At 72.3% G+C, this 22645-nt stretch carries 18 protein-coding genes; 7 read left to right on the plus strand and 11 right to left on the minus strand.

All coding sequences use genetic code 11. The features are described from left to right. Positions 1 to 342: 342 nt before the first annotated feature. Both RE027_RS16950 and RE027_RS16955 read right to left on the minus strand, forming a co-directional pair. Positions 343 to 1323 carry a DMT family transporter gene (locus RE027_RS16950; RefSeq protein WP_368809469.1) on the minus strand — a complete coding sequence of 327 codons (981 nt, stop codon included), beginning with the start codon at positions 1321 to 1323 and terminating at the stop codon, positions 343 to 345. Beyond that, on the minus strand, positions 1320 to 1913 hold the full coding sequence (locus RE027_RS16955; protein WP_368809470.1) for a TetR/AcrR family transcriptional regulator: 594 nt from the start codon (positions 1911 to 1913) through the stop codon (positions 1320 to 1322). The genes RE027_RS16950 and RE027_RS16955 overlap by 4 nt, the downstream gene beginning before the upstream one ends. Before the next feature lie 198 nt (positions 1914 to 2111). Here RE027_RS16955 and RE027_RS16960 point away from each other — a divergent pair, with 198 nt between their 5' ends. Then, positions 2112 to 3203: a DUF808 domain-containing protein gene (locus RE027_RS16960; RefSeq protein ID WP_368809471.1), complete on the plus strand. Its 1092-nt coding sequence runs from the start codon at positions 2112 to 2114 to the stop codon at positions 3201 to 3203. A gap of 79 nt (positions 3204 to 3282) precedes the next feature. Here RE027_RS16960 and yjfF read toward each other — a convergent pair whose 3' ends face one another. From yjfF to RE027_RS16980, 4 genes are all read right to left on the minus strand, one after another. Then, positions 3283 to 4323, minus strand: a complete 1041-nt coding sequence (gene yjfF / locus RE027_RS16965) for a galactofuranose ABC transporter, permease protein YjfF (protein ID WP_368809472.1) — start codon at positions 4321 to 4323, stop codon at positions 3283 to 3285. Further along, the gene (locus tag RE027_RS16970) at positions 4323 to 5366 is read right to left on the minus strand and encodes an ABC transporter permease (protein ID WP_387921858.1); all 1044 of its coding nucleotides are present in this window, start codon (positions 5364 to 5366) and stop codon (positions 4323 to 4325) included. Before RE027_RS16970 ends, yjfF begins: the two co-directional genes overlap by 1 nt. Further along, on the minus strand, positions 5366 to 6892 hold the full coding sequence (locus RE027_RS16975; RefSeq protein WP_368809474.1) for a sugar ABC transporter ATP-binding protein: 1527 nt from the start codon (positions 6890 to 6892) through the stop codon (positions 5366 to 5368). The genes RE027_RS16970 and RE027_RS16975 overlap by 1 nt, the downstream gene beginning before the upstream one ends. A gap of 81 nt (positions 6893 to 6973) precedes the next feature. After that, complete coding sequence (locus RE027_RS16980) at positions 6974 to 7975, minus strand: ABC transporter substrate-binding protein (protein WP_368809475.1); 1002 nt, start codon at positions 7973 to 7975, stop codon at positions 6974 to 6976. Between the two features lie 393 nt (positions 7976 to 8368). Between RE027_RS16980 and RE027_RS16985 the strand changes: the two genes are divergently transcribed. Further along, positions 8369 to 10921 (plus strand): alpha-L-arabinofuranosidase family protein, encoded by a 2553-nt coding sequence (locus RE027_RS16985; RefSeq protein ID WP_368809476.1) that lies wholly within the window; start codon positions 8369 to 8371, stop codon positions 10919 to 10921. Positions 10922 to 10931: 10 nt separating this feature from the next. Then, positions 10932 to 12398, plus strand: a complete 1467-nt coding sequence (locus RE027_RS16990; protein WP_368809477.1) for a family 43 glycosylhydrolase — start codon at positions 10932 to 10934, stop codon at positions 12396 to 12398. Positions 12399 to 12509: 111 nt separating this feature from the next. On the opposite strand, the gene RE027_RS16995 is transcribed toward RE027_RS16990, so the two are convergent. Both RE027_RS16995 and RE027_RS17000 read right to left on the minus strand, forming a co-directional pair. Beyond that, complete coding sequence (locus RE027_RS16995; protein ID WP_368809479.1) at positions 12510 to 14510, minus strand: vWA domain-containing protein; 2001 nt, start codon at positions 14508 to 14510, stop codon at positions 12510 to 12512. Between the two features lie 40 nt (positions 14511 to 14550). Next, the gene (locus RE027_RS17000) at positions 14551 to 15960 is read right to left on the minus strand and encodes a magnesium chelatase ATPase subunit I (protein ID WP_368809480.1); all 1410 of its coding nucleotides are present in this window, start codon (positions 15958 to 15960) and stop codon (positions 14551 to 14553) included. Positions 15961 to 16054: 94 nt separating this feature from the next. Here RE027_RS17000 and RE027_RS17005 point away from each other — a divergent pair, with 94 nt between their 5' ends. Both RE027_RS17005 and RE027_RS17010 read left to right on the plus strand, forming a co-directional pair. After that, the gene (locus tag RE027_RS17005) at positions 16055 to 16699 is read left to right on the plus strand and encodes an MSMEG_4193 family putative phosphomutase (RefSeq protein ID WP_368809481.1); all 645 of its coding nucleotides are present in this window, start codon (positions 16055 to 16057) and stop codon (positions 16697 to 16699) included. A 10-nt stretch (positions 16700 to 16709) separates the two neighbouring features. Next, positions 16710 to 17405 (plus strand): SCO1664 family protein, encoded by a 696-nt coding sequence (locus tag RE027_RS17010; RefSeq protein WP_368809482.1) that lies wholly within the window; start codon positions 16710 to 16712, stop codon positions 17403 to 17405. A gap of 64 nt (positions 17406 to 17469) precedes the next feature. On the opposite strand, the gene RE027_RS17015 is transcribed toward RE027_RS17010, so the two are convergent. Together RE027_RS17015 and RE027_RS17020 are read right to left on the minus strand one after the other, a co-directional pair. Next, positions 17470 to 18426 carry a helix-turn-helix transcriptional regulator gene (locus RE027_RS17015; protein WP_368809483.1) on the minus strand — a complete coding sequence of 319 codons (957 nt, stop codon included), beginning with the start codon at positions 18424 to 18426 and terminating at the stop codon, positions 17470 to 17472. Positions 18427 to 18575: 149 nt separating this feature from the next. After that, positions 18576 to 19517, minus strand: coding sequence for an AraC family transcriptional regulator (locus tag RE027_RS17020; protein ID WP_368809484.1), 942 nt, complete (start codon positions 19515 to 19517; stop codon positions 18576 to 18578). Positions 19518 to 19962: 445 nt separating this feature from the next. Between RE027_RS17020 and RE027_RS17025 the strand changes: the two genes are divergently transcribed. Next, entirely contained in the window at positions 19963 to 20442 is a 480-nt protein-coding gene (locus RE027_RS17025; protein ID WP_368809485.1) for a GNAT family N-acetyltransferase, read from the plus strand. A gap of 222 nt (positions 20443 to 20664) precedes the next feature. After that, a complete protein-coding gene (locus RE027_RS17030; protein ID WP_368809486.1) occupies positions 20665 to 21339 on the plus strand; it encodes a haloacid dehalogenase type II in 675 nt (224 codons plus the stop codon). A 25-nt stretch (positions 21340 to 21364) separates the two neighbouring features. On the opposite strand, the gene RE027_RS17035 is transcribed toward RE027_RS17030, so the two are convergent. Continuing rightward, the gene (locus RE027_RS17035; RefSeq protein WP_368809487.1) at positions 21365 to 22480 is read right to left on the minus strand and encodes a glutamate--cysteine ligase; all 1116 of its coding nucleotides are present in this window, start codon (positions 22478 to 22480) and stop codon (positions 21365 to 21367) included. Between the last annotated feature and the right edge of the window lie 165 nt (positions 22481 to 22645).

The raw sequence follows: 22645 nt of genomic DNA on the forward strand, positions 1-22645 counted from the left end.
ACACCGCCGGACCACACCACGGGTCGAGCCCCCGCACCACCACGGTGCGGGGGCTCCCCACATTAACCACCCCACCACCACAGCGCCCCTGCGGGGCACATTCCGCGGCACAGGCCCCCACCAACACCGGTGCCGGGCCTGACCCGTACCCACCACCGGCCGGCACCACACCAGTGACACGACCCCCCATCTCCCTTTTCCGGCCCGCGCCGACCGACCACCCAGCACTACGACGCCAAGCACAGGCCCCCACCGACACCGGTGCGGGGTCATTCTCATGCCATCGACCGGCCGGCTCCACCCCACGAAGCGGTGCAAAAGCCTAGGGAGTGCTCACCCTCGTCACTCGTACTGGACGACGGTGTCCGTGAAGCTGCCGGGACTGCCGGCCGGCGTCGGCTCGGGGTCGGGCTGCGGGACAGGACCGGGCTTGTCGTCGACGTTGGTGGGGGCGAGGGCCAGGACGACCAGCGCGACCGCGATGACGGCCAGCCCGCTCCAGCCGAGAGCACTCAGGCGCTCACCCACCACGAGGACTGCCAGGACGGCCGCGACGGCCGGCTCGGTCAGGGTGAGGGTGGTCGCCGTGCTCGGCCGCACCCGGGCGAGGCCGAAGCCGAACAGGAAGTAGCCCAGGAACATCGGTATCAGGGCCGTGTAGACGGCCGCGGTGAAGGCCTGCGCGGAGCCCAGCAGGGGCGCTCCGGTGAGCAGCAGGACGGGCATCAGGAGCGCTCCGCCGGCGCCGAAGACCGCTCCCATCGAGGCTGCACGTCCCACCTCATGGCCCATGAGCCGGTGGACCACCCAGGAGTAGAGCGCATAGGTGGTGCCCGCCACCAGGCCGAGCCCGATGCTCGCCACGGTGGCCGGGCCCGAGGCCGCCGAGTCCCCGGCCTTCGACAGACAGAGCAGGGCGCTGCCGAGGATGCCCAGGAGTGCGGCCAGCTTCCACCACCGGCTCAGGGGGAGCCGCTCGACGACCCGCTCCAGGATGCCGGACGCCAGGGGCGCGGAGGCCAGCGAGACGACGGTGCCGATCGCGACCCCGCCCAGGCGCATCGAGCTGTAGAACGCCAGGGGATAGACGGCGACGGCGACGGCGCCGAGCACCACCAGTCCCGCGTGCGCCCGCAGCGCCTGCCGTGAGCGGCGAAGTGCGGGCAGGGCGATCGCAGCCTGCAGCAGCCCGCCGATGCCGAGCGCGGCCGCGCCGATGGCCAGGGGGCCCGCCTCGGCGGCGAAGGTCGCGGCGGTTCCGGTCGTTCCCCACAGGAACGCGGTCACCAGGATGGCGGCGATGCCGCCGGCCCGGCGGTTCACAGGGCGGCCAGCATGTCGGCGGCGAATCCTCGGGCACGCAGCAGGAGGTCGGGCTCGCCCTCGAGGCCGGCGCGCGCCATGGATCCCTCCAGCAGGAAGCTGAAGTGCTCCGCGAGCCGCTGTGCCGTGGCCGGGTCGGTCAGTTCGCCGAGGGGCGCGACCAGCAGCTGCTCGACGTGCTCCTTGTGGCGTCGTACGGCTGCCCGTGCGGGATCGTCCACGGAGAGCTCGGCCGCCGCGTTCAGCAGTCCGCAGCCGCGGAAACCGTGCTCGTAGACCGCCGCGGCATGGTCGGCGTAGGCGTCGAAGACCGCCAGGACGCGCTCCTCGGCGGTGCTGCTGTCCGTGGCGCGGGCCTGGTACAGCCGGAGCCACTCTTGGTGACGGGCCTCGACGTACGCCTCCACCAGGGCGGCCTTGGAGGCGAAGTTGTTGTACAAGCTCATCCTGGCCACGCCGGCGGACGCGGTGATCGCGTCGATGCCGGTGGCGGTGATGCCGTGGGCATAGAAGCGCTGCGCGGCGGCCTCGAGGATCCGTGCTCGTGCGGAACCACCGCGCCGGCCGGGAGCGTGCTGGTCCGTGCTCATGAACAACCTCCTCAGTCCTGGGTAGAACAGTCTACCCAGTGACGCCGGCGGAGCGTGGCAGGGGGGCCGAGCGGAATCGCCGGTGGTTCCGGACGGTTCCGAGGGGGCATTCGGGCGCTTGAGGTTCTACTCTGTCACCATGCTGATCACCACTGCGGCTCTGCCCGCCCCCATCACGTCCGAGCCGGAGGCCCTCCGGTGAGCGGCGGTCTGATGGCCCTGCTGGACGACGTCGCCGCCCTGGCCCGTGTCACCGCCGCCTCCGTGGACGACATCGGCGCGGCCGCGGGCCGGGCGAGCATGAAGGCGGCGGGCGTCGTCGTCGACGACACCGCCGTGACCCCGCAGTACGTCAAGGACGTCTCCCCGGCCCGTGAGCTCCCCATCATCTGGCGCATCACCAAGGGCTCGCTGCGCAACAAGCTGATCTTCATACTTCCGGTCATCCTGTTGCTGAGCGAGTTCGCGCCGTGGCTGCTCACCCCGATCCTCATGCTCGGCGGCAGCTACCTGTGCTTCGAGGGCGCCGAGAAGATCTGGTCGAAGGTGTCGGGCCACGGTGCCAAGACCAAGACCCCGGTGGTCGAGAAGGGCAAGAACGCCGAGGACACGATGGTCGGGGGCGCGGTGCGCACCGACCTGATCCTCTCGGCCGAGATCATGGTGATCTCCCTCAACGAGGTGGCCGATGAGCCGCTGCTCTCGCGTGCGGCCATCCTGCTGGTCGTGGCCATCGGCATCACCGTCCTGGTCTACGGCGTGGTAGCTCTGATCATCCGCATGGACGACTTCGGTCTGCACCTGGCCGGTCGCTCCTCCCCGACCGTTCAGAAGATCGGCCACGGCCTGGTCAAGGGCATGCCCGGGCTGCTCACGGTCATCTCGGTCGTGGGCACCGCCGCCATGCTCTGGGTGGGTGGGCACATCATCCTCGTCGGCCTCGACGAGCTGGGCTGGCACGCCCCGTACGAGGCCGTGCACCACGTCGAGGTGCTCGTGCACGACGCCGTCCCCGGCGGCCTCGGCGCAGCACTCGCCTGGCTCACGAACACCTTCTTCTCCGCGGTCCTGGGCCTGGTCTGGGGCGCGGTCCTGGTGCTCGTGTGGGAGCTGCTGCCCTTCGGCAAGGGCGGGCACGAGGCCGACCACGCCGGGCACGGCGACCACGAGGACGGGGCCGGGCAGCACGGGAAGCACTCCGCGACCGGCACCGCACCGGACGGTGGCGGCCCGGCGAACCGCTCGGGTCCCACTCCTCCGGTCGACGGGGGCTCCTCCGCGGTCCGCTGACCGGCTCCGGACGCCTTCGGGACGGAGCCCGCCTCCCGGTGGACCGGCGGGCGGGCTCCGTCCCGAAGGGCGGGCGGGGTCAGCGTCGTCTCGTGACCAGGATCCGCTGCAGGATGACGAACGCCAGCAGCAGGGCGCCGATGACGATCCGGGTCCACCAGGAGCTCAGGGTGCCCTCGAAGGTGATGATGGTCTGGATCAGCCCGAGGATGAGCACGCCCAGCACGGAACCGAGGACGAAGCCGCTGCCGCCGGTGAGGAGGGTGCCGCCGATGACCACGACGGCGATCGCGTCGAGCTCCATCCCGACGCCGGTGAGCGAGTAGCCGGACCGGGAGCCCACCGCGAACAGGAAGCCGGCGATCCCGGCGCAGGTGCCGCTGATGACGTAGATGAGCACCTTGGTGCGGGCGACCGGCAGCCCCATGAGGGCGGCGGAGTGCTCGCCCCCGCCGATCGCGTACACCGTGCGGCCGAACCGGGTGTGGTGCAGGACGTAGAAGCCGACCGCGACGACCAGGAGCGAGATGACCACGCTGGGGGTCAGCGACCAGTTCTCCCCCAGGGGGATCCGGGTGCTGGACAGCCAGACGAAGGTGGGGTCGGTGATGGGGATGGACGGCAGGCTGATCACGTACGACATCCCCCGGGCGAGGAACATCGCCGCCAGCGTCGCGATGAACGGCTGGACGTCGAAGACGTGGACCATGGTGCCGACGACCAGGCCGATCACGGAGCCGACCAGGATGATCAGCGGGATCACGACGCCGGACGACCAGCCCGACTGCAGCAACGACGCGCCCATCACGCCGGTGAGGGCGACCACGGCACCGACGGACAGGTCGATCCCCCCGGCGATGATGACGAAGGTCAGGCCGACGGCCAGGACCACGAGGTGGGCGTTGTTGATGAACAGGTTCGAGATCACCCGCCCGGACAGGAAGTTCTCGTAGCGGCTCCCCCCGACGGCGAGCATCAGCGCCAGCACGACAAAGGTGCCGAGGACGGGCAGGAACCGGCGGTCGAGCCGGGCCCGGTTGCCGGACAGGGTCGTGCTCAGGTGCTGGACGGGACGGGAGCCGGTCTTCTTGCCGGGCTGGACGAGCTGGGCTGTGGGCATCACGCCGACACCTCCACGGGGTTCTGGTCCACGGCGGCCGGGCGCGGTGCCCGCGGGCGCCGCGCCGCGAGCTTCTCGCGCACGATCGGGGACTGCATGAGGACGACGGCGATCACCACGATGGCCTTGAACAGCGGGGTGACGGAGGGCGGGACCCCGAGGGTGGTCACCGTCAGGGTGAGGGTCTGGATGATGAAGACCCCGATCAGCGTGCCGCCCAGGGAGTACTTCCCGCCCGCGAGCGACGTGCCGCCGATCACGACGGCGAGGATCGCGTCCAGCTCGATGAACAGGCCGGCGTTGTTGGCGTCGGCAGCCATGACGTTGGAGCTGATCATGAGCCCGGCGAGGCCTGCGAACAGCGCGGTCAGCGCGTAGACGGTCCAGACGATGCTCCGGGACCGCACGCCGGCGAGGCGGCTGGCCGCCGGGTTGATCCCGACCGACTCGATGAGCATGCCCAGGGCCGTCCGACGGGTGAGCAGCGCGACCAGGGCGAAGATGCCGCCGGCGATCAGGATCGACACCGGCAGGCCCAGCCAGTAGCCGGCCCCGATCACCTTGTACCCGGAGCTGGTGATCGTGGTGATCTGACCCTCGGTGATGAGCATCGCGATGCCGCGTCCGGCGGTCATGAGCACCAGGGTCGCGATGATCGGCTGGATCCCGATCACGGAGACGAGGAACCCGTTCCACACCCCGAGCAGCAGGCTGAGGGCGAGCGCGATGCCCACGCCGAGGAGCACGGTGGACAGCGCCTCCGGGTCGGGCGACGAGCCGATGAAGGTGAGGGCGACAGCTCCTGCGATCGCCACCACCGCGCCCACGGACAGGTCGATGCCCCGGGTGGCGATCACCAGGGTCATGCCGAGGGCCACCAGCAGGAGCGGGGCGCCGTTGCGCATGATGTCGATCAGTGCCCCGAAGAGGTGGCCGTCCTGCACCCGGATGCTCAGGAACCCGGGGTTGTTGATCGTGTTGGCCACCAGGAGCGCCACGAGGGCGGTCGCGGGCCAGAAGAGCCGATGCCGTACCAGCTGCATCACGGGGTACCTCCAGTGGCGATGAGCTCGACCACGTCGTCGAGCGAGGTCGATTCTTCGTTGACGATCTCGGCCACCTTCCTGCGGTCGCGCATGACCGCGATCCGGTGGCTGAGCCGCAGCACCTCCTCCAGTTCGGCGGAGATGAAGACGACGGACATGCCGTCCGCGGCGAGCTGGGCCACCAGGCGCTGGATCTCGGCCTTGGCGCCGACGTCGATGCCGCGCGTCGGCTCGTCGAGGATGAGCAGCTTCGGGGCCGTGGCGAGCCAGCGGCCGAGCAGCACCTTCTGCTGGTTGCCGCCGGAGAGGTTGCGCACCAGCGCGTCCGGGTTCGCCGGCCGGATCCCCAGTGCGGAGATGTACTTCTCCACGATCTCGTCCGTCCTGCGGGCGGGGACGCGGCGCGCCCACCCGCGGTCCGCCTGGAGGGCGAGGACGAGGTTCTCCCGCACGGTCAGGTCGCCGATGATGCCCTCCGCCTTGCGGTGCTCGGAGGAGAAGGCGATGCCGCGCTTCATGGCGGCCCGGGGACCCCGGAGCCGGCCGGGCGTCCCGTCGACCGTCAGCTCGCCCGAGTCCGCGTGGTCGGCGCCGTAGAGCAGGCGCGCCAGCTCCGTCCGGCCCGAGCCCAGCAGCCCGGCGAGGCCGACGACCTCGCCCGGGTGCAGCGTGAGGTCGAACGGCTCGACGGACCCGCGCCGGCCCAGGCCGACCGCCTCGATGACGGGTGCCGCGGTGGAGCGGGCGGCCACGGTCCGCTTCGGCGCCTCCTCGAGCTGGTCGAGGGCCTCCAGGGACTGCCCGATCATCTTGGACACCAGCCGGCGTCGCGGCAGCTCGTCCACGGTGTACTCCCCGACCAGCGTGCCGTTGCGCAGCACGGTCAGGCGGTCCGAGATCTCGTAGACCTGGTCGAGGAAGTGCGAGACGAAGAGGATGGCCACGCCCCGGTCCCGCAGCGTCCGCATGACCGAGAACAGCCGCGCCACCTCCCCGGTGTCCAGGCTCGAGGTCGGCTCGTCCAGGACCAGCACCTTGGCGTCGAGGACCATGGCCCGGGAGATGGCGACCAGCTGCTGGACGGCCAGGGAGTGGGAGGACAGGACGGACCGGGGGTCGATGTCCAGGCCGAGCTGGGCGAGGAAGGTCGTCGACCGGCGGCGCAGGGCCCGCCAGTCGATCCGTCCGCCCCTGCGCGGCTCGTGCCCGAGCATGATGTTCTCGGCGACGGAGAGGTTCTCGCAGAGGTTGACCTCCTGGTAGACGGTGCTGATTCCGGCCGCCTGGGCCTGGGCCGGTCCGCTGAAGGTCTGGGGGGTCCCGAAGACGGTGATGCGGCCGGAGTCGCACCCGTAGACGCCCGTGAGGGCCTTGATCAGGGTCGACTTGCCGGCTCCGTTCTCCCCCATCAGCGAGTGGACCTCACCGGGGAAGAGCCGGAAGTCGACTCCGTCGAGCGCTTTGACGCCGGGGAACTCGATCGAGATCCCGGTCATCTCCACCGCGGGCTGGGGCGCAGTCATCGCTGACCTCTCGTGAAGGGGAATCGGGCAGGGAACCCGGCCGGCCGCGCGCCGTGCGCGCGGCCGGCCGGGCGGCGCGGATCAGTACTCGCGGGTGGGCAGGGCCTCGGCGGCAGCGGCCTGGTCGAAGGCCTGGTCCTCGACCACGATGCGCTTCTCGACCTCCTCGCCGGCGACGACCTTCTTGGTGATCTCGGCCAGGTCCGGCCCGAGCAGCGGGTTGCACTCGACGATGTAGTTGATCTTTCCGTCGGCCAGCGCCTGCATCCCGTCCTTGACCGCGTCGATGGTGACGATCTTGATGTCCTCACCGGGGGTCAGGCCGGCGGCCTCGATGGCCTCGATGGCGCCCAGGCCCATGTCGTCGTTGTGGGCGAAGAGCAGATCGATGTCGTCGTGGGCCTGCAGGAAGCCCTCCATCACCTGCCGCCCCTCGGAGCGCGTGAAGTTGCCGGTCTGCGAGGCGATGATCTCGATGTTCTCGTTGCCCTCGATGGCCGACTCGAAGCCGGCCTTGCGGTCGATCGCCGGCGCGGCGCCGGTCGTTCCCTGGAGCTCGACGACGTTGAGCTCCTGGTCGCCGAGGTTCTCCGCGACCCACTCGCCGGCCCGCTCGCCCTCGGCGACGAAGTCCGAGCCGATGAACGACTCGTAGAGGGTCTCGTCCTCGGAGTCCACGGCGCGGTCGGTCAGGATCACCGGGATGTCGGCGGCCTTGGCCTCCTCGAGCACGGCGTCCCAGCCGGACTCGACCACGGGGGAGAACGCGATCACGTCCACGTCCTGGGCGATGTAGGAGCGGATCGCCTGGATCTGGTTCTCCTGCTTCTGCTGGGCGTCGGAGAAGGACAGGGCGAACCCGTTCTCCTCGGTGAGCGACTCCTGGATGGACTTGGTGTTCGCCGCCCGCCACCCGCTCTCGGCCCCCACCTGCGAGAAGCCGACGGAGATGACGTCATCGCCTCCACCGCTCGCTCCGTCGCCGGAGGCCTCGCTGCCGCCACCGCAGGCGCTCAGCGTCAGGGCCAGCAGGCCCGCCGTCCCGGTGGCCACGGCCCTCTGGGTATAGGTCCAGTTCTTCATGCTTCTCCTCCTCGAGAGCGTCAGCTGTGCCGGGAGCGTCGGTCCGGTCGAGCTGTCCAAGATCGCGGGTCTCCTACGACCCACCGCAAGTGTTAGCGCTCACATCCACGGGGGTCAACCCTTCCGGCGAAGGAGTCCTGACGTTTCGCAGACGTGAACAAAAGCCATTGACAGGGAAGCGGGCGAGGAACAAACTCGGAACACTGTGTTATCGCTCACATTCAGTGTGACGGCTTGACTCGTCGATGCGGTCCCCGGATCCGGCGGCTGCGGAGGCGCTCCGGCGACCGGGGCCACGAGAGCCCCGCGGCGGTCGGACGGACCGTTCGTCCCGCCAGGTTCTCTCCGCCCCCCTCCCCCCGAGAAGCACCACTGTCCGAAGGAGGACATGACATGTCCCTACCCCGCGCCCTCGGAGCGCTGACGCTGAGCATGGCGTTCACCGCACCGCTCACCCTGGCGGCACCGGCCCTCGCCGCTCCGCAGCAGCCCACGGAACCCGACTACACGATCGCGGTCGAGCCCGGAGCGACCGGTGCCGAGATCGACGAGTCCATGTACGGCGTCTTCTACGAGGACATCAACTTCGCGGCCGACGGCGGTCTGTACGCCGAGCTGGTCCGCAACCGTTCCTTCGAGTTCCTCCCGGTGGACAACTCCGGCTACCACGGCCTGACGGCCTGGACGCCGACCTCCTCGTCCGGTGGGTCCGGGGCGGCGACCACGGTCGACGACGAGGCGCGGCTGAACGAGCGCAACCGCACCCACCTCCGGCTCGACCTCGCCAACCCGGAGGGCGGCCGCTACGGCGTGACCAACTCCGGGTACAACGCGGGCGTCGCCCTCACCGCCGGCGCCCGGTACGACTTCTCCACGTGGGCCCGGACCGACGCCCCGGCCGGCACCCCGCTGACCGTCACGCTGCGGAGCACCGACGGTGAGCTCCTCGCCGACCCCCTGGACCTGACGGTGCAGGGTGACGGGTGGGTGGAGTACACCGGGACGCTGACCGCGAAGCGCACGACCGACGCGGCCCGGCTCGCCGTGGAGGCCGGAGGCACCGGCACCCTGCGCCTGGACATGGTCTCGCTCTTCCCCGAGGACACCTACCTCGGCCGGGAGAACGGCCTGCGCAAGGACCTCGCCGAGAAGGTCGCGGCCCTGAACCCCGGCTTCCTGCGGTTCCCCGGTGGCTGCCTCGTCAACGTCAACAGCCACGAGGGCTACGACGCGGACAGCGACTACGAGCGTGCGCGCTCCTACCAGTGGAAGGACACCGTCGGCCCGGTCGAGGAGCGGGCCACGAACTCCAACTTCTGGGGCTACAACCAGTCGTACGGGCTCGGGTACTTCGAGTACTTCCAGTTCGCCGAGGACATCGGCGCCGACCCGCTGCCGGTGGTCCCCGCCATGGTGACCGGCTGCGGCCAGAACCGCGCGACCGAGGACCCGGAGCTGCTGGAGCGCCACATCCAGGACACCCTGGACCTGATCGAGTTCGCCAACGGGCCGGCGACGTCGACCTGGGGGAAGCTCCGGGCGGACATGGGGCACCCGGAGCCGTTCGGCCTGACCCACATCGGCGTCGGCAACGAGGAGAACCTCCCCGACGAGTACGCCGAGAACTTCGTCCGGTTCCGGGACGCCATCAAGGCCGCGCACCCGGACATCACCGTCATCAGCAACTCGGGCCCGGACGACCAGGGCCCGGTCTTCGACCGGCACTGGGAGCTCAACCGGGCCAACGGGGTCGAGATGGTCGACGAGCACTACTACAACACCCCCACCTGGTTCCTCCAGAACAACGACCGCTACGACTCCTACGACCGCAGCGGCCCGGACGTGTTCCTCGGCGAGTACGCCTCCCTGGACAACACCTTCTTCAACGCCCTGTCCGAGGCGGCGTACATGACCGGCCTGGAGCGCAACGCCGACGTCGTGAAGATGGCGTCCTACGCGCCGCTGCTCGCCAACGTCGACCACGTGCAGTGGAAGCCGGACATGATCTGGTTCGACAACGACGAGTCCTGGGGCTCGACGAGCTACGAGGTCCAGAAGCTGTTCATGAACAACGTCGGCGACCGCGTCGTCCCCACCACGGTCAGTGGCCGGACCGTCCAGCCCGCACCGATCAACGGCGGCATCGGTCTCTCCACGTGGTCCACGGCCGCGCGGTACGACGACGTGAAGGTCGCCTCCCCCGACGGGACCGTGCTCTACGAGGACGGCTTCTCCGACGGTGACGCCGGTGACTGGACCTCGCTGGCCGGCCGCGGCTCCTGGTCCGTCGAGGACGGCGCCTACGTCCAGTCGAGCACGACGGCCAACGACACCCTGGTCAAGGCCCCGGCCGACATCACCGCCACGGACTACGACCTGTCGCTCAAGGCCACCAAGACGGCCGGCGCCGAGGGCTTCCTGATCGGCTTCGGGGTGCAGGACTCCGACGACTACTACTGGTGGAACCTCGGCGGCTGGAACAACACGCGCAGCGTGGTCGAGAAGGCGACCGGCGGGGCCAAGGAGACCGTCTTCGCCAAGGAGAACCACTCGATCGCCACCGGTGAGACCTACGACGTGCGGATCGAGGTCCGGGGCACGACGGTGACGCTGTACCTCGACGGCGAGCTCTTCGGGTCCTTCTCCGACGACGACGTGACCGAGCCGTTCGCGCAGGTCGTGACCGAGGACGAGGCCACCGGCGACCTCATCGTCAAGGTCGTCAACGCCCAGGACACCCCGGCCGTCACCACGATCGACCTCGCGGGACGACGGGTGTTCGGCAAGGCCGAGATGACCGTGCTCAGCGGCGACCCCGCCGCCCGGAACACCCGCTCCGCGCAGCCCGTCCAGCCGGTCACCTCGACCATCAAGGGCGTCAAGTCGCAGTTCACGCGCACGTTCGAGCCCAACTCCGTCACCTTCATCCGCATCGCGACCAAGTGAGGACACTGCCATGACCCCCCACATCGATCGACGCCTCCTGCTGACCGGTGGGCTGGGCGCCACGGCCGCCGGCATCCTGGCGGCCCCCTCGGCGGCCCTCGCCGCCCCCGGGCGCCCGGGCGCCGGCACCCCGACGGACGCGCAGGTCTACGGCGTGCCCACCGTCAACCCCCTCGTCGCCCAGCGGGCGGATCCCTTCATCACCCACCCGGTGGAGGGCATGTACTACTTCACGGGGTCGGTCCCCGAGTACGACCGGCTCGTGGTGCGCGGGGCGCCCACGATCGCCGGGCTGGCGACGGCCGGCGAGTCCGTCGTCTGGCGGCGGCCGGTCACCGGGCGGATGGGCGGGCACATCTGGGCCCCGGAGCTGCACCGCATCGACGGCCGCTGGTACATCTACTTCGCGGCCGGCGACTCCGACAACGTCTTCAACATCCGGATGTACGTGCTCGAGTCGGGCCTTCCCGACCCGCGGGATCCCGCCGGCTGGGGCGCCCCACGGGAGGTGACCACGCCGTGGGGCCACTTCAAGCTGGACGCGACGACGTTCGAGCACCACGGGCGCCGCTACTACGTCTGGGCCCAGGGCGAGCCCGAGATCGCGGTGAACACCAGTCTCTACATCGCCGAGATGGCCTCCCCGCTCGCCATCACCGGCACCCCGGTGCGGATCTCCACCCCCACGCTGCCCTGGGAGATCCGCGGGTACCGGGTCAACGAGGGTGCCGCCGTGCTCGTCCGCAACGGGCGGGTCTTCCTGACCTACTCCGCGAGCGCGACGGACGCCAACTACTGCATGGGCATGCTCACGGCGGACGCGGACGCGGACCTGCTGGACCCGCTGTCGTGGCGGAAGTCCCCGGAGCCGGTGTTCACGACGAACGAGCAGACCCGGCAGTACGGTCCGGGGCACAACTCGTTCACGGTCGCCGAGGACGGGGTCACGGACGTGCTCGTCTACCACGCCCGGGACTACCGCGACATCGTCGGGGATCCCCTGTACGACCCGAACCGGCACGCCCGGGTCCAGAAGGTGTACTGGCACCCGGACGGCACACCGTTGTTCGGGGTGCCGGTGGGGGAGGGCGGGCCGATCGTCCGACTGTCCCCCGCGGACGCCCCGGACGCCCATGTCCGCCACGCCGGGTTCGTGGCCCGCGTCGACGCCGGCGTCCGCGAGCTGGCCGACAGCCAGTTCCGGTTCGTCCCCGGCTTCGCCGGTGCGGGCACCGAGTCGATCCAGTCCGTCAATCACCCCGGCCGGTACCTCCGGGTCGACGGGGGCGTGGTGCGCGTGGACGCCGTCGAGGCGGGCGACGGCTTCGCCGCGCAGGCCAGCTTCACGCGCACCCGGACCAACAAGGGGGTCTCCCTGCAGCTGGCGGACGGCACCGGCCGGTACCTGCTGCACGACCGGGGCGTCCTGACGGCCGGGCCGGCCGCGAACAAGCGCACCGCCTTCGTCCTGGGCTGAGCCCCTCCGGGCCGCACGGCGGGGTCGGGACCGGCGTCCGCACCGGTCCCGGCCCCGCCGCTGCCCGGCCGGCGGACGTGGTGCCGGGAGGGCTCGGGCGGCCGGTGCCGCCTACGTCCACGGATCGGCGTCGTCGGTGTCCCCGGAGCGGGCGTTGAGGTACTCCTGCAGGACGGCGGAGCCCAGGTCCGCCGGGTCCGGGGCGACCACGCGTCCGTCCACCCGCTGGGCCATTCGCTGCAGGAACCGCTCCAGTCCCGGGTCGTCGCCGAGCCGGAAGAACGTCGTCTGGACGCCCAGGCGCCCCAGCCGGTCGAGCTCCTGGACCGTGGCGCGCAGGGTCGCCGGCTCGGCCGGCCACGAGAACCAGCTCTCGCCGTCGGGGAGCAGGTGGGCCGTGGGCTCGCCGTCGGTGACGACGAGCAGCACCGGCTGCGCGGAGGGGTTCTTGCGGAAGAAGCGGGTCGCGAGCAGCAGCCCGTGGTGCAGGTTGGTGCCCTGCTCCCGCCGCGGCGGCAGGGACGTGAGCTCCTCGATCCGCAGCTCCCGCGCGTAGCGGCCGAACCCGATGAGCTGGAGCCGGTCCCCGCGGAACCGGGTCGAGACCAGGTGGTGCAGGGCCAGGGAGGTGCGCTTCATCGGCACCCAGCGGCCCTCGGCGGCCATCGAGAACGAGGTGTCCACGAGCAGCGCGACCGCCGCCTGGGTCCGGGCCTCGGTCTCGGCCACCTCGATGTCGCGGACGTCGATCCGCAGCCCCCGCCCGGTGTCGCCGCCCTCGGCGGCCGTGCGGGTGATGGCGTTGGTGAGGGTCCGGGTCACGTCCCAGGGCTCGGCGTCCCCGAACTGCCACTCCCGGGTGGCCCCGGTCGGTTCCCCGGCCGCACCGGCCAGCCGTGTGTCCCGGGCGCCGGGCCGGCCCGAGAGCCGCTGGGCGGTGTCCCGCAGCAGGGACTTCCCGAGCCGCCGCACGGCCCGCGGGGAGAGGCGCAGGTCGCCGTCGGGGTCCCGCTGCAGGTAGCCGCTCTCCCGCATGGCCCGCTCGAGCTCGGCGAGGGTCCGGGCGGAGACCGCGGCGTCGTCGCCGAGCTGGCGCGCGAGCGCGTCGAGGTCCAGGTCGTCCAGGTTGGCGCCCTCGTGGTGCTGGGACAGCTCCTCGGCCAGCGCGTCGAGCTCGGCGATGTCCTGCAGCACCCCCGTGCCGTCGCCGAGGCCGAGCCCCTCCTCGCCCTGGAAGCGCTCCGACCCGCTCCAGTCCTCGCCGGGGCGCAGCGCCTGGAGGTTCGCGTCGAGCTGGCCCAGCTGCGCCATGAGGTCGGGGGAGCCGAACGCCTGGGCCGAGAGCTGCATCAGCTCCTGGCGCTGCTCGGGGGTCATGGAGTTCAGCATCCGCTGGGCCGCCGCGGAGCGCTGGGCGAGGGCATCGACCAGCTCGTCGACCGACTGCGGGTTCTCCGGGAAGTGCCGGCCGTGCTTCGCCATGAAGTCCTGGAAGTCCTGGTCGGTGTCCTCGCCGCGCCCGTGCTTCTCCAGGAGCGCGTTGAGGTCGCGCAGCATCTCGGCCACGGCCTCGCGGTCGGCGTCGGTGGCGTTCTCGAGGGCCTGTTTCATGCCCGCGAAGCGCTGGTCCAGGACCTCGCGGCCGAGCAGGTCCTTGATCTGCTCGTAGGCCTCCCGCGCGGAGTCGGACTGCCAGTCGTAGGAGGCGAGCTCGCTGACGGCGGCAGCCGTGGAGCGGGGCAGCCCGTCCAGCTGCAGCTCGCGGAAGGCGCGGTCCGTCGGGTCCATCCGGGCGTCACGGAGGAACTGCTCCCGCTCCAGGCGCAGGGCCTTCTCCAGCAGCTGCTTCGCCTCGTCGAGCGTGCCGCCCAGGCGGTGCTGCTTGAGCAGGTCGCTCCGCCGCCGGTGCACGCGCCGGGACAGGTCGTCGAGGCCCTCCCGGCCGCGTCCGCCCCGGCGCAGGAACTCGCGCATCGCCTCCTCGGGCGAGTACCCCGCCATGACGTCCTCGGAGACGGCCGCCAGCGCCTCGGAGAGGTCCACCGGCGGGGCCAGCGGATCGGGCCCCCCGGTGTACCTGCCGTACCGCGATGACCGGTGGTGTGCGGGCATGACGCCCCCTTACGTGTCGTGGCGCTGGAGCGGCGAGCGGTCAGCCGTAGATGGTGCCGTCCTCGTCGGAGTCCTTGGAGATCTTCTGGGCCAGGAAGAGCCCTTCGAGTGCGAGTTCGATGGCACTGGCGCGCTGTCCCGCGCTCGTGGCCCCGAGCCGGGCGGCGATCTCGTCGTAGACGGCGCCGGCCCCGTCGGGCTCCGGCAGCTCGGGGAGCCCGGCGAGGAAGTCATGGGCCGAGACGTCGTCGCCGGTGGAGACCGTGGTGCGGCCGTCGAAGGCCTCCACCACCGGGCCGAGGTCCAGGCCGCGGAAGCGGCCCCGGACGGTCTCGGCGGTCGCCCGGCGGAGCAGGTGGTCGAGGACCGCGCGCTCGCGGCCCTCCTCGCCGGACTCGAACTCGATCTTGCCGCCCAGGACGTCGGTGGCCGTCTCGACGTCGACCATCCGGGCGACGGCGTCGGCCTCACCGCGGAGCGTGGCCCGCCGCAGGGCCGCCGCCGCGACCGTCTCCGCGCCGGCGATGGCGAACCGCGCCGAGACCCCCGAGCGCTGGTCGACGGCGGAGGAGTCCCGCAGCAGGCGGGTGAAGCGGGCCAGGATCTCGAGGATCGTTTCGGGAACCTCCGCGACCAGGTCGGCCTCCTGGCGGATGACGGCGATCTCGTCCTCGAGCTCGAGCGGGTAGTGGGTGCGGATCTCGGCGCCGAACCGGTCCTTGAGCGGGGTGATGATCCGGCCGCGGTTCGTGTAGTCCTCCGGGTTGGCCGTGGCCATCACGAGCACGTCCAGCGGCAGCCGCAGGACGTACCCGCGGATCTGGATGTCACGCTCCTCCATCACGTTGAGCATGGCCACCTGGATCCGCTCGGCGAGGTCGGGCAGCTCGTTGACCGCCACGATCCCGCGGTGGGAGCGCGGCACGAGCCCGTAGTGGATCGTCTCCGGGTCCCCGAGCCGCCGGCCCTCGGCGACGCGCATCGGGTCGACGTCGCCGATGAGGTCCGCCACGGACGTGTCCGGGGTGGCCAGCTTCTCCACGTAGCGCTCCGAGCGGTGCCGCCACACGACGGGCAGCTCGTCGCCCTCGAGCAGGACGCGCCGCCTGGACTCCTCCGTGAGGGGCTCCTCGGGGTGCTCGTTGAGCTCCGAGCCCTCGATGGCGGGGGACCACTCGTCGAGCAGCCCGGCGAGGGTGCGCAGCAGACGCGTCTTGCCCTGCCCGCGCTCGCCGAGCAGGACGACGTCGTGGCCGGCCAGCAGCGCCCGTTCCATCTGGGGCAGGACCGTGCGCCCGAGCCCGTGCAGCCCCGGCCAGGGATCACCGCCCTCGGCCAGGGTCCTCAGTAGGTTCTCGCGGATCTCCTGGCGCAACGACTTGGGGGCGTGCCCCGCCGCGCGCAGCTCGCCGAGGGTACGGATGTCGGGTCGATCGTTCCGATCAGTCACAGCGCCACATTAACCCGGGCGTCAAGGGGGGAGGCGGCACCGTCGGCGACCGGGCCTCTGGTCACGACGGTCTCCGTCGGTACGCTGGTACATCATGGCAACGCGTAAGAGGTCCCGGAGCACGCTCGTCCTCCTCGTGCGGCACGGCGAGACGCCCACCACCGGCAAGGTCCTGCCCGGGCGGGCGCCCGGGCTGCACCTGTCCGACCGCGGCCGGTCCCAGGCCGAGCGGGTCGCGCAACGGCTCGCGGGGATGCCCGTCGACGCGGTCCTCACGTCCCCCCTCGAGCGCACCCGCGAGACGGCGGAGCCCACGGAGGCCCGGACCGGCCGGGCGGCCGTCGTGGATCCCGGTCTGCTCGAGTGCGACTTCGGGGACTGGACGGGCGCGGAGCTTCCCCGGCTCTCCCGGCTCAAGGCCTGGTCGACCGTCCAGCGGGCGCCGTCCACCTTCCGCTTCCCCGGGGGCGAGAGCTTCCCCGAGATGCAGGCCCGGATGGTGGGTGCGGTCGACCGGGCGCGCGCGGAGCACGAGGGCGGGGTGGTGGTGTGCTTCTCCCACGCCGATCCCATCAAGGCGGCCCTCGCGCACGCCCTCGGGACGCACCTGGACCTCTTCCAGCGGATCGTGGTCAGCCCGTGCTCGGTCTCCGCGATCTCGTACCCGCCGGGACAGGCGCCGGTCGTGCTCACGGTCAACTCCACCGACGAGCCGCTGACCGGTCTGAGGCCCTCGTGAGCAGGCCCCGGTGAGCGAGCTCGCGCTGCTCGCGGAGGGGCGGATGGAGCTGCTCGGGATGATCCGGGGCAGCAGCAACTCGGCGCTGCTCGTCGAGGTCTGCCACGAGGACCGCTCCGTCTGGGCCGTCTACAAGCCCCGTGAGGGCGAGCGGCCGCTGATCGACTTCGCCCCGGGCCTGCACCGGCGGGAGCATGCCGCGTACCTGCTCAGCGAGGCCCTGGGCTGGGGTCTCGTCCCGCCGACCGTCGTGCGCGAGGACGGGCCGTTCGGGGTCGGGTCCCTGCAGCTGTTCGTCCAACACGACCCGCTGGCGCACTACTTCACCCTGTACGACGAGGTCCCCGAGAGCCACGACGCACTGCGCCGGATCGCGCTCTTCGACGTCGTGGCCAACAACGCCGACCGCAAGGGCGGGCACGTGCTGCACGGGGTCGACGGCAAGGTGTGGGGGATCGACCACGGTCTGTGCTTCGCCGCCGGGTACAAGCTGCGGACGGTCGTCTGGGACTTCGGCGGGGACCCCGTCCCCGAGGACCTGCTGGACGCCGTCGCACCGCTGGCCGACGCCGTCCCCGAGCAGCTGGCCGGCCTGCTCACGTCCCCGGAGCTCCTCGCGCTGCAGCAGCGGGTGCGCCGCCTGCTGGAGCGCCCGGTCCTGCCGGTCGACGCCACGGGCCGCCGGGTCCCCTGGCCCCTGCTGTAGGTCCCGGTCCGCGGGCCGGGAGGCCGCCCCGCACCGCCGGGGGACACCGACCGGGCTGCGTGCCCTACCGGCGCAGGGTCTCCCCGGGATTCTCGCCGTAGGCCTGCCGGTGGCGGCGTGCGAAGTCGCCGGAATGGGCCATGCCCCAGCGGAGGGCGATGGCCCGCACCGTGTCCCCCGTGCCGGGGCCCCCCTGCAGCAGGTCCTCGTGGGCGGCCGTGAGGCGCAGGTCGCGGAGATAGGCGCCCGGCGTCGTCCCGGTGTGCGAGCGGAAGGCCCGGGTCAGCTCCACCGTGCTCAGCTCCACGTGACGGGCGACGTCCTCCACGGTGATCGGGGACGCCAGTTCCGCGTGCATGTACTCCACGGCGCACCGGTAGGCGGCCTGCTGCTCGGCGGCCGAGACGCGACGGGTCCGCGGGTCCTGCAGGAGGGAGAACGACTCCAGGGTCGCCACCGACATCCGCCGCAGCAGGTCCGCGCGCAGCAGCGGGACGGAGGCGACGGCGGGGTCGGCCAGGACCTGCTCCACGAACTCGTAGGTGCCCCGCCAGAACCGTTCCCGGGCCGGAGAGACCGGGTGCGGGTCGTGGAAGGAGACCTCGAGGGTCTCGTCGCCGTAGGCGTCCCGGGCCGTCCGTCGCAGGGTCTCGAGACCGATGTTCACCGAGCCGACCGACAGGTGCTCCACCTCGCCGTAGTACTCCTGGCCCGGCTGGACCAGGAACGGGCCCATGCCGGTGCCCGTCCGCCCGTCGATCCGCCAGTTGACGCCGCCGGCGCGCGGCAGCACGACGGAGTAGATCCCGTCGAGCACCATGCGCCCGGCGATGCTGCCGCTGAAGGTGAGCCGGCCGAGATTGAGATCCGAGTCGCCCCCCACGTCGTGGCTGTACAGGAAGGACGGCCTGTCCTCGACCGTGCCCATCCGCGCACGGGTGTAGACCTGCTGGAGCGCCTCGTTGGCCACCTCGGGATCGGTGGTCGAGAAGTGCAGGTGGATCGGCGTGGCGGGGGTCATCGTCTCACCGCGATGCCCTCGCCCGGGTCGCGGGTGGTGGAGGCCGATTGCCGCACCCGGGAGTCCATGTCCAGAACGCTACGCCTCGGCACCGGCGGCGTCGACAGCGGTGCGCGCAGCGGACGGGGCGCCCCGCGTCCCCCCTCCGGTCAGCTGCGCAGGGTGGTGGCGGGGTTCTCCCCGAAGCGGTCCCGGTAGGCGGCGGCGAAGCGCCCGGGGTGGCTGAACCCCCAGCGGGCGGCGACGTCCGCCACGGTGGCTCCGGCGCCGGGACCCGTGGCCACCAGCTCGGAGCGCACGGCCTCGAGGCGCAGCGCGCGCAGGTGGGCCAGCGGGGTGGTGGACAGCTCACGGCGGAAGGCCGCCTGCAGCCCCCGGGGACTCATCCGGGCCGCGCGGGCGATCTCGCCCAGCCCGATGTCCTCCGCCGCGTGCTCCTCCATGAAGGACACCGCCCGGCGCACCCCGGCGGGTGCCGCACGGTCCGGCACGGGGGTGACCGAGCGGTCGAGGAAAGTGCTCGGGAACGTGTGCAGCACCGCGGTGGCCAGGGAGCGGAAGGCCTCGGTGCGGGCCAGCGGGCTGGCCATGGCCTCCTCGTTGGCCAGCTGGTGCTGGCCGAGGACGGCCACGGACGAGGCCAGGTACCGGGCCATGCCCGGACTGACCGGTTCGGCGCCGGTGAAGCGGAGCCGGAGCTCGTCGACGCCGAGCAGCGCAGCCGCGTGCTGCTCCACGGCGGTCAGCTCCAGGGAGAGGGTCAGCAGGTCCAGCTCGTCCCACCGGCAGGTGTAGGAGCGCACCGGGAAGAGGAACGGGCTGGCGCCGGCCGAGGTGGTCGTGGCGTCCGTGAAGTCGAGGTGCCCGCCCAGCACCCGCGCGATGCGCAGGGTGCCGGGAGCGTCGATCAGCGCGGCGGCCGGGGCGCCGCTCAGGCGGACGCGCTCCAGGCTCATCCGCTCCACCGCCCCCAGGGCCTGGTGCATGGAGAACGGGGTGTCCGGGGCCACCTCGACCCGGGCGGCGTAGACGCGCTCGAGGACCTCGACGCCCTCGGAGGAGTCGTGGGAGACGAATCGGAGCTTCTTCACAGCCGGCCGCGGGTCGGCCGTCCCCTCAGCGCCATCGGTGCGCTGAGGCAGGTGCGCGGAACGGATGCCCGGGGGGGGCGGCGGCTGTGCGTCGGAAGGAGGTCGAGGCATGGGGAGGTCCTTCGGGTGCGGCGAGCGCTCCGGCCGTCTGCTTGACCTACCGGCGGACACAGATCCCTTGCTGCTTCTCGCAGCCCGGGTCCGGTCGCACCGGTGCACCGCCCAGTCTAGCCACCACCGGCTCGCGCGTCGCGCGGGTCATGTCTTCTGCGGAAAGCTCCGCCCTCTGGTCACGAAGCGCTCTTCGACCTAGTCTTGTCAAGAGAGATCGCGCTTTTCGACCCGGGACGCGCATTGCGGACCGTGAGCACCCGATGTCCTGCTGCCCGGGTGGTCCGGGGCCGCAGACGTCCCGGGGCTCCGTGCGACGAGCGAGGAGAGCACCGTGGCCATCATCCAGCCTTCCGGCGCGGACTGGGCGGAGCCGGTCGTCCTGCGCCCGGCCCGGGTCTCCGACATGTTCCTGCTCATGGACCTGGCCGACCAGGTCGGCTACTGCCTCAACCCGGAGTGGATCCGCCTCCGGCTCCGGGCCGAGCCCTCGGCCGAGGCCCATGTGGTGGCCACTCTGCAGGACGTCCCGGTCGGTGCCGCGCACGTCCACCTGTCCCCCCGGCAGCCGTCCGGCGGCGCGCTGCGGGCCGGCCTCACGGCCCTGGCCGTGGACGAGGAGCACCGGGCCGGGCGGATCGGGACCCGCCTGCTGGCCCGGTGCGAGGACCTGGCACGGCGGATGAGCGCCCACACCCTCGAGATCGTCGTCCCGTCCCTGCGCCACGACGACCTGCACGAGTTCTGGCACCACCACGGGTATGACCGCGACGGCTCCTCGCCCTACGCCAAGGTGCTCAGCGCCCGCCCGTGAGGGCCCACCCGCCGGCGGGGCGGACGAGCGCGGACCCCGAGCACACCCTGGAGCCGGTGCCCGCCCTGAGGTCGCGACCCGTCCGCTCGCTCCGGGGCCGTGACGACGTCCGCATCCGGGCCGGTGGTTGGGCTGCCGGCCGGGGGGCCGTAGGCTCGTCAGCACGCCGGGGCACGCGCCGGCGCCCGCGCGCAGCAGCGACAACCGTGAGGTGAGAACGTGGTGAGCAGTCCCCGGACGATCGTCTTCGACGTCAACGAAACCCTGTCCGACATGGCACCGCTGGCAGAGGCGTTCGCCGCGGCGGGCGCCCCGGCCCACCTGGCCCGGATCTGGTTCGCCGGCATCCTCCGTGACGGGTTCGCCGTCACGGCCGCCGGCGGCAACGCGGCCTTCGCGGAGATCGCCCAGGACAGCCTCGAGCGCCTGCTCGCGGAGAGCGGCGACGGGGTCGACGAGGCCGCGGCAGGCTCCATCATGTCCACCCTCAAGAGCCTCGACGTCCACCCCGACGTCGTGCCCGGGATCGAGGCGCTGAGCCCGCTCGCCGAGCTCGTCACGCTGAGCAACGGCTCGGCGAGCGTGGCCGAGAAGCTGCTCAGCGGCGCCGGGGTCCGCGAGCGCTTCCATGCCCTGCTCAGCGTCGACGACGCCCCGGCCTGGAAGCCGGCCCGGTCCGCCTACGCCTACGCCGCGGCGGAGTGCGGGCGTCCGGCCGCGCAGATGCTGCTGGTGGCCGTGCACCCGTGGGACATCCACGGGGCGCACGAGGCGGGGTTGCGGACGGCGTGGCTCAACCGCACGGGAGCCCAGTACCCCGGCTACTTCGCGCAGCCGGACCTCGTGGCCGCCGACCTGCCGTCCCTGGCCGGCCGGCTGGCGGACGCCCCGGGCTGACCGCACGGCGCCGCGCCCCCCGGCGTCACGCCTCCGGCGGCGTGCCGTGGGAGGCGTCCACAGCCAGGCGCACGACCCCGCGGAGCCCGCCCCCGGAGCGGTGGGCCTCGCGCTGCCGCCGGGCCCCGGAGCCGTGCCGCAGGACGGCCGCGACCACCGACTCCACCTGCTCGGCCTCCCCGTGCTCGGCGAGCACGGGGTGCACGGCGCCCAGCAGCTCGGCGACCACGTCCGCGGCCGGGCCCAGCACCCGGGTCACCGGGCTGACCAGCCTGCCCTCGGACCCGGTGCGGCTGGCCTGCCACGTCCAGGCCCGCAGCACCGAGGCGCGCACCGCCGGGGCGGGGACCCCGGCCCGCCAGTCCCGGGCGGACTGCTCCACCAGGGCGCGGACGAGGGCCGCGAGCACGGCGGCGTGCTCGGCCTCCAGGCACACGTCGGCCACGCGCACCTCCAGGGTGGGCTGGTGCTCGGACAGGCGGGCGTCGAAGTAGAGCATGCCCTCGTCCAGCGGCACCCCGGAGTCCAGCAGGTCCTCCCGGTGGCGGTCGTACGCGGCCGCGGAGCCGAAGAGGTCGGGCGGGCCGGCGGTGGGCCACCGGCTCCAGACCTGGTACCGGTAGCTCGCGTAGCCGGAGTCCGCGCCGTTCCAGTAGGGGGAGTTCGCGCTCAGCGCCAGCAGCACGGGCAGCCAGACCCGGATCCGGTCCAGCACGGCCACCCCCTCGTACCGGGAGCCGACGGCGACGTGGACGTGGAAGCCGCACGTGAGCTGCTCGCGGGCGGTCAGCCCGAAGCGCCGCCCGACCAGCTGGGCCCGGCGCTGGTGGGCGATGTGCGGGGCCACGTGGCCCGGCGCGGTGGGCAGGGCCACGACGCGCCCGCCCACCCGCACGGCGACCGCGTCGGCCAGCGCGCGCCCGGTCCGGATCGCGGCCAGCTGCCCGGCCAGCGTGGTCTGCGGCGGGCAGTCGACCTCGATCTGCTCCTGCTGCAGCTCCGTGGTCAGCCGGTGCCCGGTGGGCGCGGGGTGCTCGCGCAGACTCCCGGCCTGTGCCACGGCCTGCTCCCCGGCCGGCAGCGGCTCCAGCGTCGTCGCGTCGACGAGCAGCAGCTCCTCCTCCACGCCGAACGTCCGCACGGTGCCACCTCCCCGTCCTGCCGGCTGTCGGGGAAGCGTAGCACCGGCGGGTGCGGCATCCTGGAGCCGTGGCGTGGGCCTGGGGACCCGGCCCACGGCCGGTTCCGGCGCGGACGGCGACGTCCCGGGGCCCGTCCTCGCGCTCGGTCCCCGGGAACGGCCCCA

Origin of the sequence: Kocuria sabuli (assembly GCF_040981185.1) — a bacterium.
GTDB lineage: Bacteria > Actinomycetota > Actinomycetes > Actinomycetales > Micrococcaceae > Kocuria > Kocuria sabuli.

What these genes read in the sequence shown, in the direction of transcription:
- RE027_RS16955 (WP_368809470.1), bottom strand. Translation starts at nt 1,913, where the DNA reads ATGAGCACGGACCAGCACGCTCCCGGCCGGCGCGGTGGTTCCGCACGA.
- RE027_RS16985 (WP_368809476.1), top strand. Translation starts at nt 8,369, where the DNA reads ATGTCCCTACCCCGCGCCCTCGGAGCGCTGACGCTGAGCATGGCGTTC.
- RE027_RS16980 (WP_368809475.1), bottom strand. Translation starts at nt 7,975, where the DNA reads ATGAAGAACTGGACCTATACCCAGAGGGCCGTGGCCACCGGGACGGCG.
- RE027_RS17015 (WP_368809483.1), bottom strand. Translation starts at nt 18,426, where the DNA reads ATGACCCCCGCCACGCCGATCCACCTGCACTTCTCGACCACCGATCCC.
- RE027_RS16995 (WP_368809479.1), bottom strand. Translation starts at nt 14,510, where the DNA reads ATGCCCGCACACCACCGGTCATCGCGGTACGGCAGGTACACCGGGGGG.
- RE027_RS16990 (WP_368809477.1), top strand. Translation starts at nt 10,932, where the DNA reads ATGACCCCCCACATCGATCGACGCCTCCTGCTGACCGGTGGGCTGGGC.
- RE027_RS16970 (WP_387921858.1), bottom strand. Translation starts at nt 5,366, where the DNA reads ATGCAGCTGGTACGGCATCGGCTCTTCTGGCCCGCGACCGCCCTCGTG.
- yjfF (WP_368809472.1), bottom strand. Translation starts at nt 4,323, where the DNA reads ATGCCCACAGCCCAGCTCGTCCAGCCCGGCAAGAAGACCGGCTCCCGT.
- RE027_RS17005 (WP_368809481.1), top strand. Translation starts at nt 16,055, where the DNA reads ATGGCAACGCGTAAGAGGTCCCGGAGCACGCTCGTCCTCCTCGTGCGG.
- RE027_RS16975 (WP_368809474.1), bottom strand. Translation starts at nt 6,892, where the DNA reads ATGACTGCGCCCCAGCCCGCGGTGGAGATGACCGGGATCTCGATCGAG.